Below are 14,607 nucleotides of genomic sequence, written 5' to 3' on the forward strand. Positions count from 1 at the left end.
GAGTTGTACCCGGAGAGCACAGACACCCGTCTGCTTCCTAAGATATGTTTTCCCCAACCTGTGGGCTCATATAGCGGAGCTCACCGAAAGGAAACAAAGTGCTTATTGCACAGCGCCCCACTCTGACTGAAGAGGTCGTAGCGCCCAACCGCTCGCGCTTCACCATCGAGCCTCTGGAGCCCGGTTTCGGCTACACCATGGGTAACTCCCTCCGCCGTACTCTGCTGTCCTCCATCCCCGGCGCCGCTGTTACCAGCGTCCGCATTGATGGCGTACTGCATGAGTTCAGCACCGTTCCCGGCGTGACCGAGGACGTCACTGAGATCATCTTGAACATCAAGAAGCTCTCCATCTCTTCTGAGAACGACGAGCCCGTCGTGGCCTACCTGCGCAAGCAGGGCGAAGGTGAACTGACCGCAGGCGACATCGAGGTTCCCGCTGGCGTGGAGATCCACAACCCGGAACTGCACCTGGCAACCCTGAACGCCTCGGCAAACTTCAACGCTGAGCTGGTTATCGAGCGCGGTCGCGGCTACGTGACTGCAGCTCAGAACAAGGTCGGCGATGGCGAGATTGGCCGTATTCCGGTTGACTCCATCTACTCCCCGGTTCTGAAGGTTACCTTCAGCGTGAACGCGACCCGTGTTGAGCAGCGCACCGACTTCGACAGCCTGACCCTGGACGTCGAAACCAAGGAAGCCATCGCACCGCGTGACGCCGTTGCTTCTGCAGGCAGCACCCTGGTCGAGCTCTTCGGCCTGGCACGTGAGCTGAACATTGCAGCTGAGGGTATCGAAGTTGGCCCGTCGCCCGCCGACGAGTCCATGGCCGCTGATCTGGCACTGCCGATCGAGGACCTGAACATGTCCGTCCGCTCCTACAACTGCCTCAAGCGCGAGGGCATCCACACCGTGGGTGAGCTCGTGACCCGCAGTGAAGCTGACCTGATGGACATCCGTAACTTCGGTGCTAAGTCCATTGACGAGGTCAAGGCAAAGCTCATCGAGCTCGGCCTGGCTCTGAAGGACTCCCCTCCCGGTTTCGAGCCTGCTGCACGCCCGCTTGATGACGAAGACGGTTCCGGCGAATAATTTCGACCGAATAGTTCACCCGGTTCCACCGGGATCAGTCAAACTTGATTCCCTAAGAGGCTCCGCTGCTGGGGCGTTAGGGAACGCAACTATGGAGATTTAACTATGCCTACTCCCACTAAGGGTCCCCGCCTCGGCGGTTCCCCGACCCACGAGCGCCACATGCTCAACAACCTGTCGGCGCAGCTGTTCCAGCACAAGCGCATCACCACCACCCTGACCAAGGCAAAGCGCCTGCGTCCGGTGGCAGAGCGCTTCATCACCTTCGGTAAGAAGGGCGACCTGGCTGCTCGCCGTCGCGTGCTGCGTTCCATTACCGACAAGTCCGTCGTGCACGAGCTCTTCACCGTTATTGCTCCGGCAATGGCAGAGCGCCCCGGTGGTTACACCCGCATCATCAAGATCGGTAACCGTAAGGGTGACAACGCTCCCATGGCAGTCATCGAGCTCGTCATGGAGCCCGTTGCAACCAAGGGTGCAGTTGCTGAGGCAACCAAGGTTGCTGAGAAGGCAGCTGAGGCTCCCAAGGCTGAAGCAGCTGAGGGCCTGCCCGCAGGTTCCCACGCACCCCTGGAGTCCGGCGAGGCTCCCGAGGGCTTCGAGGTTAAGGGTAACGCCGATTCCATGAAGTACCACGTGCCCGGTTCCCGCTGGTACTCCAGCACCAAGGCTGAGATCTGGTTCGACTCCGCTGAGTCGGCAGAGGCTGCAGGTTACGCCCCCGCAGGTGGCGCAGCAGCACAGAAGGTTTCCGAGTAATACGGAATCTAGCTGATATAGGCTAAGCCTAAAATACGTCAATCCGCCGTCCACTGCTGTGGGCGGCGGATTGGTGTATCTGCATACTTAAGAGGACACGGTTCTTTGCGCATTCGCTATCCAAGAGCCGGTCCGTAGTCTTCAACCGTCCGCTACTGCTGAAAGGCACACAATGCATAACGCTACTGCTTTAGAGAATCACGAAGAGCAGCTCTTCATCGCTACGCACCGCGTGCGCATTGATTGCGCCTACGACGGTTCCCTTTTCAGCGGATGGGCTGCCCAGCCGAACCTGGTCACCGTGCAGGGAATCATTGAGAACGCCCTTGAACTGATTTTGCGTGCACCCCACCGTGTAGTGGTCGCGGGCCGAACCGATGCCGGTGTGCATGCGGAAGCACAGACCCTGCATTGCGATCTGAGTGATGAGGACTGGACCCGCCTGCAGGGGCGAACGGGGGAGGACGACCCGACGGCCGCTCTGGGACGCCGCCTCACCGGGGCTCTTCAACGATGCCTCTACGATGCGGAAGAGCAGTTGAATTTGCCGAAGAACGTTCGCGGTATTTTGCAGGGCGCTATTCAGATTCACCGCGCGAGCGAAGTGCCGTTCGATTTTGATGCGCGCTTCTCAGCCACCGGCCGCCGCTATGTTTACCGCATTGCAGATGGCGCGGCGGACGGTCTTAACCCTCTGCACCGCACCTACACCTGGGCGGTGCCCGAGCACCTGGATTGTGCTGATCTGAATGAATCGGCGCAGCAGTTACTCGGCCTGCGCGATTTTCTCTCCTTCTGCAAGCCGCGTGAAGGGGCGACTACGATTCGTGAGCTGCGGGAGCTGAGCTTTACCCGCACTGAAAGCGGGCTGATTGAGGTGCGCGTGGTGGCTGACGCCTTCTGCCATCATATGGTGCGTTCACTCGTCGGCGCCCTGGTTCTCTACGGTACGGGCAAACGCGACACTGCCTGGTTGCGTGAACGGATTGAGAACCCGGGACGCGAGGCTTCGCTGACTCTGGCGCCTCCGCATGCGCTCGCTCTGGCTGAGATTTACTACCCTGCGCCGGAGCTCTACGGCGCGCAGGCGGAGCGTGCTCGAGCAAAGCGCGAAGAGCACGAAGCACAGAGTGCTTAACGCCCTGTGCATATTGAGCCTCGTCATCTTGCGCATGCTCCGCAAAGCGTCGCGGGGGAGTGCAACTACCACGGGTGAATTACACGGATGGAATTTAAAATGTGTTTAAGGTAAAAAAGCCCTATTTTTAAGGCTTCAGCGGTGGATTAAGCACTCGACGTCCTGTATAGTCTTGATATGTTGTGCGTGTTCTACCCGAGCGCGCTCTAACCGCTGTCTAGTTGCAGGACGTTAAGGCGGTCTAGAGTACGGGCAGAACGGGCGGCAGCTCGGTCCTCACCCGGGTGTTCGTCATGCACGTAAGTAAAAGGCGCGATACCCAACTAAGCGCCGTATGTACATTTCGAGACAAAGGCCAATATTTTGCGCACTTATACTCCCAAGCCCGGCGAAGTCGAGCGCCAGTGGCACGTCATTGACGCCACCGACGTCGTTCTCGGCCGCCTCGCAAGCCAGACCGCTATCCTGCTGCGCGGTAAGCACAAGCCGACTTTTGCTCCCCACGTTGACACCGGTGACTTCGTTATCATCGTGAACGCTGAGAAGGTCGCCCTGACCGGTGCAAAGCTCGAGCAGAAGCGTGCATACCGCCACTCGGGTTACCCCGGCGGTCTGAAGTCCGTGAACTACGCAGAGCTGCTTGAGACCAACCCCGTCCGCGCGGTTGAGAAGGCTGTTAAGGGCATGCTGCCCAAGAACAAGCTTGCTGCACAGCAGCTCAAGAAGCTGAAGGTCTACGCTGGCCCCGAGCACCCGCACGCGGCACAGCAGCCCAAGACCTACGAATTCAACCAGGTCGCCCAGTAATTCGGGCCTACGAAGAAACAATAGGAGAAATCGTGGCTCAGAACGAAGAGCAGATCGTAGTCGAGGAAGAGCTGACCAGCTACACCTCGGAGTCCGCTGCCCCCGCAGCGGCTAAGGCAGCACGTCCGGCACTGACCGTTGCAGGCGCAGCAGTTGGTCGCCGCAAGGAAGCAGTGGCACGCGTTCGCGTTGTGCCCGGTTCCGGCAACTGGACCATCAACGGCCGTAGCCTGGAAGACTACTTCCCCAACAAGCTGCACCAGCAGGACGTCAACCAGCCCTTCAAGCTCCTCGAGCTTGAGGGTGCATACGACGTCATCGCACGCATCAACGGTGGTGGCCCCTCCGGTCAGGCAGGTGCTCTGCGCCTGGGTATCGCTCGTGCACTGAACGAGATCGACCGCGAGAACAACCGCCCCGCACTGAAGAAGGCTGGCTACCTGACCCGTGACGCACGCGTCATCGAGCGTAAGAAGGCTGGTCTTAAGAAGGCACGCAAGGCTTCGCAGTTCTCCAAGCGTTAATCGCTGGTTTTCACGAAGCGTTACGCCCCGCTTCTCCCTCGGGAGAATCGGGGCGTTTTGCGTATCTACTCACCGTGAGCGTTACAAGGTTATAGGGTGCATGTAACTGTTACGTTTGTTCATCGAAGAGCACACCGGTAGAGTTAAAGAGTCAAAGCAGACAGGAAGAAAAGAGTACTCATGGCAGAGCAGAATCCCTCCACCCAGCCCGAAGAGAAGGCTGTGGAGGCTCCTCAGACTGAAGCCCACCAGCACACCGCTGAAGGCGCACACGCACACACCGGTTTTGAGAAGAAACAAGCCATTAAGGAAGCCCTGAAGCCCCAGGCACGCCGCACCTCCGTCGTTGAAGACTACTCGGCAGAGCTGGACGAAATGGCTTCCCTTACCCGTGCCCTCGGCGGTAAGAAGGACGACGAAACCTCGCAGGCATGGAAGAAGGGTTACCCCTACGACACCAAGCTCAGCCGCAAGGCATACGAGAAGGAAAAGCGCGCCCTGCAGATCGAGCTGCTGAAGTTGCAGCTCTGGGCTAAGTCCACCGGTCAGAAGATCCTCATCATCTTCGAGGGTCGTGACGCAGCAGGTAAGGGTGGCTCCATTAAGCGCTTCACCGAGCACCTGAACCCCCGTGGCGCTCGCGTTGTGGCACTGGAGAAGCCGACCGATATCGAGCAGACCCAGTGGTACTTCCAGCGCTACATCAAGCACCTGCCCTCCGGCGGCGAAATCGTCCTGATGGACCGTTCCTGGTACAACCGTGCCGGTGTTGAGCGCGTTATGGGCTACTGCACCCAGGCACAGTACTTCGAGTTCATGCGCGAAGTTCCGGACCTGGAGCGCATGCTGGTGAACTCCGGTATCCACATCATCAAGTTCTGGTTCTCCGTCACCCGCGAAGAGCAGCTCGCACGCTTCACCTCCCGCCGTACCGACCCGGTCCGCCAGTGGAAGCTTTCCCCCACCGACCTGGCATCCCTGGACAAGTGGGACGACTACACCGCGGCGAAGGAAGCAATGTTCTTCTATACCCACACCGGTGACGCCCCCTGGACCGTTATCAAGTCCAACGACAAGAAGCGCGCACGCCTGGAAGCAATGCGTTACGTGCTCTCCCAGTTCGACTACCCCTCCAAGGATGAGGCAGTTGTCGGCGAGCTCGATTCGCTGATTGTTCGCTCCGCATCTGACGTCTTCGAGGACGAGTCCGGCGACTCTCCCGACGGTTTCCCGGTCGTTAAGTAAGCGTTGATAGGTAGGGGCGAGCAACAACTCAACCCTGTGGCGATATAACCGCCAAACAGCGTGCACTATAAAGGCGCCTGCTTCTCTTTTCCCGCTCTGGGAACGGAGAGCAGGCGCCTTTACGCGTCTACAGAAACATTAGCTATGAAGCACATATGTAGCCGCTGAAAATCACTTTCTGATTCTGAAGAAAATGCAGTGTATACGCCTGAGGAGAGTTATGCGCATCGTAAAATAAAAGGGTGACTGAACGACTTTTTGGAACCGACGGCGTACGCGGTCTGGCAAACGATGTAATTACTCCCGCCCTGGCTATGGAGCTCGCGCAGGCGGCTTCTATTGTTCTGGGCTTTGACACGGTAGAAGAGGGCGTACGCCCCCGTGCCGTGATCGCAAATGACTCCCGATCCTCTGCAGACTTTATTGTCTCTGCGATGAAGGCTGGCTTCGCTAGCTCAGGCGTTGACGTGCTGGACGCAGGTATCGTCCCCACCCCCGCAGCAGCGTACCTGGTGGCTCACACCGGAGCTGACTTCGGCGTGATGATTTCTGCATCGCACAACCCCGCAGCGGACAACGGTATTAAGTTCCTGGCACGTGGTGGTCAGAAGCTGGAAGACTCCGTTGAGGACGCTATTGAGCGCGTCTACCGCGAGAAGTCCTTCCGCTACCCGACTGGTGGTGCTGTAGGTACCGTCAAGCCCCTGGAAAACGGTACCGAGGCTTACGTGAAGCACCTGGTCTCCACCCTGCCCGAGGGTAAGCCCCTCGCTGGCAAGAAGATTGTTCTGGACTGCGCAAACGGTGCAGCATACGCGGCGTCCCCGGCAGCTTTCGAGGCGCTGGGCGCAGAGGTCATCGCACTGGCTGTGGAGCCCAACGGCACCAACATCAACGACGGCGTGGGCTCCACCCACCCCGAGAAGCTGCAGGCAGCAGTGGTTGAGCACGGTGCAGACCTCGGTATCGCACACGACGGCGACTCTGACCGCTGCCAGGCAGTTGACGAGAAGGGCAACCTGGTAGACGGCGACCAGATTATGGCTATCCTGGCTGTTGCCGCTAAACGCGAAGGCAAGCTCGCAAAGGACACCCTCGTCGCAACCGTGATGAGCAGCCTGGGCCTGGAACTGTACCTGCGTGAGCACGGCATTACCCTCGGCCGTACCGCTGTTGGCGACCGCTACGTCCTCGAGTCCATGCGCGAGCACGGCTACAACCTCGGCGGCGAGCAGTCCGGCCACGTCATCATGAGCGACTACGCAACCACCGGTGACGGCGTGCTGACCGGCATCCAGCTGGCCGCAGAGGTGGCTCGTAGCGGTCAGACTCTCTCCGAGCTGGCATCCCGCATGCAGCCCACCCCGCAGCGCCTGATCAATGTCAAGGGCGTTGACCGTGCGGCGGTCAAGACCAACGAGGCGCTCGCTACCGCTGTGAGCGAGGCTGAAGGCGTACTGGGTGAGAGCGGCCGCGTGCTGCTGCGTGCATCCGGCACCGAGCCTCTGGTGCGCGTGATGGTTGAGGCTGCAACCCAGGAGCAGGCTGACGAAGTTGCTCAGCAGCTGGCTGACGTTGTGGCTAAGGAACTGGCACTCTAAACGTATTCTTCCGGTGCGAAGACCGCAGTGGAGGATAGAGAAAGGGTTGGGAAGGTAACACCTGCCCAGCCCTTCTTCGTTATCTTGGGCGGGGGAGGGGGATGAGGATACGGAAAACCCCCGTATCCACAGGGGATACGGGGGTTCGAAAGTTAGTGTTAGAGAGCAGAGAAATTACTTCTTTGCCAGAGCGTCGCGGATCTCCTTGAGGAGTGCAATCTCGGTCTCTTCCTCTTCTTCCTCTTCCTCAGCCTTGTTCTTTGCTGCCAGCTCGGTCAGTTTCTGAACGGGCAGAACAACTGCGAAGTACACAGCAGCTGCGATTAGGATGAAGTTAACAACAGCGGTCAGGAACACGCCAACCTTGATCTGGTCAAAGACCAGGAACTCGTCGAAGTTGGGGGACTTCACCAGCATCGAGATGGCGGGCATCAGGACGGACTGGACGAGTGCGTTCACCACAGCGGTGAAGGCGGTACCCATGATCAGACCAACTGCGAGGTCGATGACGTTACCGCGGATCAGAAAATCTTTAAAACCCTTAAGCATGAGATATAGAATAGCGCCTTTTCAGCTCAGAAAATGCCATATTCTGAGAAAATTTTCGTTGTAAAGCATGTGTTTTTCTTCACAGTGGTTCTGTGGCACCCAATACTTAAGGTCTAGGTCACATAAAGGTGAGTAAAAATCTCTGAAACCTACGAAAAACCGCGGATTTACAAGGTGCGTACGCAAAAAAATATGCATCTACTGTGCCTATTTATTTCCGGCACAGAATCTAGAAAGACGATACACATCACCACTCGGCGCACCTGGCAAAGCCGAAAGCTTAGCCCAGAGCCTAGTTCGCACTTGCATAATCGGGCGCCGCACCCGTACCGATAAACTCCTCAAAAGTCTTCGCACCCGAAGACACATACTCCTGAGCAATCTGCACACCCACATAACGGTAATGCCATGGCTCAAAACGATAGCCAGTCACTGACTGACGGCCATCAGGGAAACGCAAAATATATCCGTAACGCGGAGCATTCTTCGCCAACCACTGGCCAGCCAGCGTATCGCGGTAACACTCCTCCAGGCGGCACCCCTCAGGAGAAGCGAAATCAATCGCCAAACCTGTCTGATGTTCCGAATAGCCGGGACGAGCCGACAGTTGGTCCGCCACCTGCTGACCGTTCACCGAAACCCAATACTGATAGGTCTGCTGCTGCACCGCATACGAACGATACGCGCTAGACACAAGCAGAGTCACGCCGTCGGTCGCCGCCGCATCAATCATCGAATCCGCCGCCTTTGCCGCCTCAGCGCGCAATTGATGACCGTAGAACTCCACCAGATCACTCGGCTCCCAATCCAGCTGCGCAAAGGGACGCATCTTATTCACAAGACAACGCAGCGAGTCCGGCTGAGCCTCAACACTCGGCTGAGCGGGAGCAAGCGTTGCCGACCCCGAGGCGCTAGCAGACGCCGAAGCGCTCGCAGAAGCGGTGGGGGAGGGAACAGTCGAAGAGGCAACACTGGTGGGAGAAGGGATACCAGAAGCCGAAGCGCTTGCCGCCGAGGGCGAGGAGGCAGCTGAGGAAGAAGCTGCAGAAGATGCAGAAGAAGCTGACGGCGAAGAAGAAGCACCCTGACCCTGCGAACCACAGGCCGCCAAAAAAGCGGTACCGCCAACGCCCAAAGCGGCGCCCAAAAGAGTGCGGCGGTTCACCACAGAATTTTCACAAGAGGCCTGAGAATCGGATGTGCGGTGCGGGGAATTCACAATAACTCCTAATCGTGCTGCGTAACGGTGCATACAAAAAGCGCCGGAAGCCTAAACCCACCCCGCGAGGGAGTGGAGCCTCCGGCGCCTTCTTCTAGAATGCACCACAAATGCGTGACACGAGTGGCTAAAAGTCGCACACGAACACTAAAAGCCCAAAAAGCCTCTAATTCTTACGCAGAAGAACCTGCTCCACGGTATGCTCGGCACCCTTCTGCAGAATCAAATGCGCACGAGCACGAGTCGGCAAAACATTCTGCACCAGGTTCGGCTCATTCACGCTCTTCCAAATGCCGGTCGCAACCTCAACCGCCTGCTCATCGCTCAGCTCCGCATAACGCTTGAAATAGGACTCCGGATTAGCAAAAGCCGAGGAACGCAGCGTCAAGAAACGATTTACATACCAGCGCTCAATATCCTCAGTGCGGGCATCCACATAAATAGAGAAATCAAAGAAATCACTCAGTGTCAGATCGGAAGTCTCCGGACCCTCAGCCTGAGAAGGCGCCAAAACATTCAAACCCTCAAGAATCAGAACATCCGGTGCCGTGACCTCAATATGCTCATCCGGCATGATGTCGTAATACAGGTGCGAATACTTAGGCGCCACCACACGCTCAGCACCAGACTTCACCTGAGACACAAAATTCAACAGAGCACGGCGATCATACGACTCAGGAAAACCCTTACGGTGCATAATGCCGCGACGCTGAAGCTCAGCATTCGGGTATAGAAAACCATCCGTAGTCACCAGCTGAACCTTCGGAGTAGAAGGCCAACGACTCAAAAGAGCCTGCAAAATACGAGCCGTCGTCGACTTACCCACCGCAACAGAACCCGCCACACCAATAATGAACGGCACGCGCCGCTGAGACACATGCAGAAAATCATTCGTCATATGGTTCAGCGAAGACGCAGCCGTCACATACAGATTCAGAAGACGAGAAACAGGTAGATAAATACGCTGCACCTCCTCAAGGTCGACAGTTTCACCCAGACCTCGAAGAGACTCAATCTCCTCAGCGCTGAGGGGGACAGAAATCTCATCGGCTAGGTGCGACCAACGGGAACGGTCAAGATGCATGAAACGGTCATCGCCAGAAAAATACGGTGCGGTGCTCATTTATCTAAGTGTACGAACTTTCAGTCCGCGGGGAAAATACCTATCCTCACGGTTTGTCCGAAGAAATAAATTTATGGAAAGAAAAGGGCAAAACCCGAAAAAGCTAGGAAAGCCACATTAAACGTGATGCATAACGGTATTTCACCGTGCGCATATTCGGATACTTGTGGGATAAACTTATAGCATGTGTGGAATCGTAGGATATGTAGGTCTGGACACTGCTCCGGACGGTAACAAGTTTGATCACAACGCGTACGATGTGGTCCTCGAAGGTCTGCGCCGCCAGGAATACCGCGGCTATGACTCTGCTGGCGTGGCAGTTGTAAGCCCCGACGGCATCGTATTCCGTAAGAAGGCAGGCAAGCTCCTGAACCTTGAGAACGAGGTCAAGGAACACCCCCTGCCGGACTCCCAGATTGGTATCGGTCACACCCGTTGGGCAACCCACGGTGGACCCACTGACAACAACGCTCACCCCCACGTTGTCGACAACGGCCGCCTCGCCGTCGTACACAACGGTATTATTGAAAACTTCGCAGAACTGCGTGCTGAACTGCTCGCCGAAGGCGTAGAGTTCGCATCTCAGACCGACACCGAGGTAGCTGCAGCAACCATCGCAAGCATCTACAACAAGCTCGGCACCGGTGACCTCACCGAGGCAGTACGCGTAGCATCCAACCGCCTCGAAGGTGCATTCACCATCCTGGCAATCCACGCCGACCACCCGGACCGCGTTGTGGCAACCCGCCGCAACTCCCCGCTGGTCATCGGCCTGGGCGAAAACGAGAACTTCCTCGGCTCTGACGTTTCCGCGTTCATTGATTACACCAAGGAAGCCGTTGAAATGGGTCAGGACCAGATCGTGACCATCACCGGCACCGACTACTCCATCATCGACTTCGAAGGCAACCCCGCAGAGGGCAAGCCTTTCCACATCGAGTGGGACGCAGCAGCAGCCGAAAAGGGCGGCTACAACTCCTTCATGGAGAAGGAAATCCACGAGCAGCCCGCAGCTGTTGAGCAGACCCTCATGGGCCGCCTCGACGAGAACGGCAACCTGACCCTCGACGAGCTGAACATCGACGACTCGGTGCTTCGCTCGATTGACAAGATCATCGTCGTCGCATGTGGTACCGCAGCATACGCAGGCCAGGTGGCACGCTACGCCATCGAGCACTGGTGCCGCATCCCCACCGAGGTTGAGCTCGCACACGAGTTCCGCTACCGCGACCCCATCGTGAACGAGAAGACCCTCATCGTGGCGCTCTCGCAGTCCGGTGAAACCATGGACACCCTGATGGCTGTGCGTCACGCACGCGAACAGGGCGCAAAGGTTATCTCCATCTGCAACACCCACGGCTCGACCCTGCCCCGCGAATCCGACGCTGCGCTGTACACCCACGCAGGCCCCGAAATCGCAGTGGCATCCACCAAGGCATTCCTGGCACAGATCACCGCAGCATACCTGCTCGGCCTGTACCTGGCACAGCTGCGCGGCAACAAGTACAAGGACGAAATCGCTTCGATCCTCGCCGAGCTGCAGAACATGCCCGCAAAGATTCAGAAGGTCATCGACAACGACACCCAGGTCAAGGAACTGGGCGTCGAAATGAAGGATGCATCCTCCGTGATCTTCCTCGGCCGCCACGTGGGCTTCCCCGTCGCAATGGAAGGCGCGCTCAAGCTCAAGGAAATCACCTACATCCACGCTGAAGGCTTCGCAGCAGGCGAGCTCAAGCACGGCCCCATCGCACTGATCGATGAAGGCCAGCCGGTCATCGTAGTGGTTCCCTCCGCAAACGGTCGCGACTCCCTGCACGGCAAGGTCGTCTCCAACATCCAGGAAGTGCGCGCACGCGGCGCCTTCACCATCGTCATCGCCGAGGAAGGCGACGAGGCAGTCAAGCCCTACGCAGACCGCCTCATCACCGTCCCGGCATGCCCCTCGCTGCTGCAGCCTCTGCTGGCGACCGTACCCCTGCAGATCTTCGCATGCGCACTGGCAGAAGCTAAGGGCCTGGACGTTGACCAGCCGCGTAACCTCGCAAAGTCCGTGACCGTGGAGTAATCCTTCTGAAGTAACCTCCTCGGAAATCGCCTCAGCGATAACGAAAGGGCGGTGGTTGAGTTCTTAGAGAACTCGACCACCGCCCTTGTCGTTTAACCACTCGGTTATTCATGGATGGTCCAACAAAAATAGGACACTGTGAAACAGGCATCAACCGGGCGTCATATTTGACGGTAAACCGCCCAAAAGAAACGAATCTCGCTAGACTTAAAACAAGAGAAACCGCAAACAGGACGCGGCACCACCCCTAGCGCAGAAGGTGAAGCTCATGATCATGGGAATCGGCGTAGATACCGTCAACATCGAACGATTCGAACGAATCGTCACCGAAACACCAGCCTTCGTTCGCCGCGTCTTTACCCCCAACGAACGCACCCGGAACGTGCGCTCCCAAGCCGTACGATTTGCTGCCAAAGAAGCCGTCGCAAAAGTACTCGGAGCACCCGCCGGACTCAACTGGCAAGACTGCGAAGTCGCCACCGCCGAAAGCGGTCAGCCCTACCTCATCATTCAGGGCACCATCGCCCGCCGAGCCAAAGAACTTGGCATCAACCGCATTCACCTCTCGCTGACCCACGACGAACCCATGGCCATCGCCATTGCAACCGCCGAATACCTCAGCGATGCAGAACTGGCGCACCTGCAAAAGTTCAACCCCGAAAGCTACCGACTCAGCGTCATCGCCGGTGAAAATGCCGACGACACCGACGACTAACGCAGAGCCACACCAACACCCCACAAGGGAACCCCTAAGGCCCGCACGGTGCCACCCAAGGAGACAGCAATGAAGCTCATCTACACTGCTTCCCAGGTACGCGAAGCAGAAAAGCCCTACATCGAAGCCGCCGACTACGACGGCTACCTCATGCAACGCGCCGCAGACGCCGTCGCAGCCGAAGCACAGGACCTGCTCCGCGGCAAGGACAACGCCAAAATCCTGTTGCTCATCGGTCCGGGCAACAACGGCGCAGACACCATCTACGCCGGCGCCCGTCTTAGCGTCAAGGGCCACCGCGTTGACGCCGTCATCTTCGACCCCAGTGAAAAGAACCTCGAACTCATCGCCCGCGAAGGTGGCGAAGGCACCCGCGTGCTCGACCCTGCCAAAGCACAGGAACACCTGAAGAGCTACGACCTCGTACTTGACGGCATCCTCGGTACCGGCTCCAGCGGTGCCGTACGCGGTAGCGCCGGCGAATACCTGGGCGTACTCCGTGCAGCGCAGCTCGACGGTAAGCTCGGCGCAGTCCTTGCCGTAGACACCCCCTCCGGAGTCGACAACAACCGCGGAACCGTGCACGAACCCTCCCTGCGCGCCGATCGCACCGTCACCTTCATCGGCCACAAGCTACCGGCAGGCACCTGCCACAGCGTCCACTCCGGAGACATCAAACTCTACGACCTGGGCGTTCCCGAAGCCCTCAACTCCCACAAGCCTGCCCTGCGCGTCCTCGAGCGCGAAGACTACCGCGAGCTTATCGAAGTACCCGACGAACACTCCCACAAGTACACCCGCGGCGTACTCGGCATGCTCACCGGAAGCCTCGAATACCCCGGCGCAGCCCTCATGAGCGTGCGTGCCGCTCTCAACACCGGCGTGGGTATGGTTCGCTTCAACGCCAACTCCCACGAGCTGCGCCAGCTCATGATCGCCCACAACCCCGAAACCGTCTACTTCAGCGGCGCACCCGCCCTGCAGAGGGTCACCGTCTGGGCAGGCGGCTCAGGATCCAGCCACGACTCGCTGGATAAGAACCGCTACCTGCTCCACTCGCCCGAACCCGCCATCCTCGACGCGGGCGCCTGCGACCTCGCCGCCGAATACCTTGCCACCGGTAAGCGCCTCGGCCCCCACAAGATCCTGACCCCGCACGCTGGCGAACTCGAACGTTTCCTGCGCATCGTGCACGAGGTTGCCCCCAGCGAGTGGGAAGCTCACCTGGGAGATGCCATCGTGCCCAGCCGCCGCGACATCGAAGCTGAACCCTTCCGCTGGGTGCGTGCCGCCTCCGAACTCTCCGGAGCAACCGTCATGCTCAAGGGCGGATACACGCTCATTGCAGCACCCAACGGCGCCACCTACAGCGTCGCCGGCGGAACCCCCTGGCTCGCCACCGCAGGCAGCGGAGACACCCTCACCGGCATCTACGGAGCACTGCTCGCCCAGACCGTAGCAGCCTTCGATGCTCGCGGAGAAGCGCTGGAAGGCTGCACCTTCGCCTCCATCGGTGCGCTCGCCGTCTACCTGCACGGCGAAGCCGCACGCGCCAGCGCCACCGGAAGCGTCAAGGACGCCCGGCCCGGCCCGGCACCCGCAACCCGCGTCGCGGAGATGCTCCCCGAAGTTATCGCCCGACTCATCGCAGAATAGGGGAGCGGGAACAAAGCTAGCACACTGAAGCTCTGACACTCGTCTCAAGACGAAGAGAAAAGCCCCCAGACACCCTGGGTATGCAGAAGGGGCGTGAATCCATTTCCGATGG

Annotated in this window: 13 protein-coding genes; 10 read left to right on the top strand and 3 right to left on the bottom strand. The window is 58.5% G+C overall.

Going from position 1 to position 14,607, the window contains the following annotated elements:
* Positions 1–98: 98 nt before the first annotated feature.
* The 7 genes from QZ822_RS05735 to glmM all read left to right on the top strand — a co-directional run bounded on the left by QZ822_RS05735 (position 99) and on the right by glmM (position 7,165).
* Positions 99–1,091, top strand: a complete 993-nt coding sequence (locus QZ822_RS05735) for a DNA-directed RNA polymerase subunit alpha (RefSeq protein ID WP_005505031.1) — start codon at positions 99–101, stop codon at positions 1,089–1,091.
* Between the two features lie 105 nt (positions 1,092–1,196).
* Complete coding sequence (gene rplQ / locus QZ822_RS05740) at positions 1,197–1,850, top strand: 50S ribosomal protein L17 (RefSeq protein ID WP_005505032.1); 654 nt, start codon at positions 1,197–1,199, stop codon at positions 1,848–1,850.
* 172 nt (positions 1,851–2,022) lie between these two features.
* Positions 2,023–2,988: a tRNA pseudouridine(38-40) synthase TruA gene (truA, locus tag QZ822_RS05745; RefSeq protein ID WP_294643226.1), complete on the top strand. Its 966-nt coding sequence runs from the start codon at positions 2,023–2,025 to the stop codon at positions 2,986–2,988.
* A gap of 363 nt (positions 2,989–3,351) precedes the next feature.
* A complete protein-coding gene (rplM, locus tag QZ822_RS05750) occupies positions 3,352–3,795 on the top strand; it encodes a 50S ribosomal protein L13 (RefSeq protein ID WP_005505035.1) in 444 nt (147 codons plus the stop codon).
* A 32-nt stretch (positions 3,796–3,827) separates the two neighbouring features.
* Positions 3,828–4,319, top strand: a complete 492-nt coding sequence (gene rpsI, locus QZ822_RS05755; protein ID WP_005505036.1) for a 30S ribosomal protein S9 — start codon at positions 3,828–3,830, stop codon at positions 4,317–4,319.
* A gap of 180 nt (positions 4,320–4,499) precedes the next feature.
* Positions 4,500–5,564, top strand: coding sequence for a polyphosphate kinase 2 (gene ppk2 / locus QZ822_RS05760; protein ID WP_294643228.1), 1,065 nt, complete (start codon positions 4,500–4,502; stop codon positions 5,562–5,564).
* A gap of 242 nt (positions 5,565–5,806) precedes the next feature.
* A complete protein-coding gene (glmM, locus tag QZ822_RS05765) occupies positions 5,807–7,165 on the top strand; it encodes a phosphoglucosamine mutase (protein ID WP_294643230.1) in 1,359 nt (452 codons plus the stop codon).
* A gap of 174 nt (positions 7,166–7,339) precedes the next feature.
* Here the strand turns inward: glmM and mscL are convergent, their stop codons facing one another.
* From mscL to coaA, 3 genes are all read right to left on the bottom strand, one after another.
* Positions 7,340–7,714, bottom strand: coding sequence for a large conductance mechanosensitive channel protein MscL (gene mscL / locus QZ822_RS05770; RefSeq protein ID WP_044142316.1), 375 nt, complete (start codon positions 7,712–7,714; stop codon positions 7,340–7,342).
* A 292-nt stretch (positions 7,715–8,006) separates the two neighbouring features.
* Positions 8,007–8,879, bottom strand: a complete 873-nt coding sequence (locus QZ822_RS05775; RefSeq protein WP_294643232.1) for a M15 family metallopeptidase — start codon at positions 8,877–8,879, stop codon at positions 8,007–8,009.
* A gap of 220 nt (positions 8,880–9,099) precedes the next feature.
* Positions 9,100–10,056 carry a type I pantothenate kinase gene (gene coaA, locus QZ822_RS05780; protein WP_005505041.1) on the bottom strand — a complete coding sequence of 319 codons (957 nt, stop codon included), beginning with the start codon at positions 10,054–10,056 and terminating at the stop codon, positions 9,100–9,102.
* Positions 10,057–10,240: 184 nt separating this feature from the next.
* On the opposite strand from coaA, the gene glmS reads away from it, so the two are divergent.
* The 3 genes from glmS to QZ822_RS05795 all read left to right on the top strand — a co-directional run bounded on the left by glmS (position 10,241) and on the right by QZ822_RS05795 (position 14,495).
* Positions 10,241–12,124 (top strand): glutamine--fructose-6-phosphate transaminase (isomerizing), encoded by a 1,884-nt coding sequence (glmS, locus tag QZ822_RS05785; protein WP_294643234.1) that lies wholly within the window; start codon positions 10,241–10,243, stop codon positions 12,122–12,124.
* 268 nt (positions 12,125–12,392) lie between these two features.
* Entirely contained in the window at positions 12,393–12,839 is a 447-nt protein-coding gene (locus QZ822_RS05790; protein WP_294643236.1) for a holo-ACP synthase, read from the top strand.
* 69 nt (positions 12,840–12,908) lie between these two features.
* Complete coding sequence (locus QZ822_RS05795) at positions 12,909–14,495, top strand: bifunctional ADP-dependent NAD(P)H-hydrate dehydratase/NAD(P)H-hydrate epimerase (protein ID WP_294643239.1); 1,587 nt, start codon at positions 12,909–12,911, stop codon at positions 14,493–14,495.
* Positions 14,496–14,607 lie beyond the last annotated feature (112 nt).

The organism is uncultured Rothia sp., assembly GCF_916715725.1.
GTDB lineage: Bacteria > Actinomycetota > Actinomycetes > Actinomycetales > Micrococcaceae > Rothia.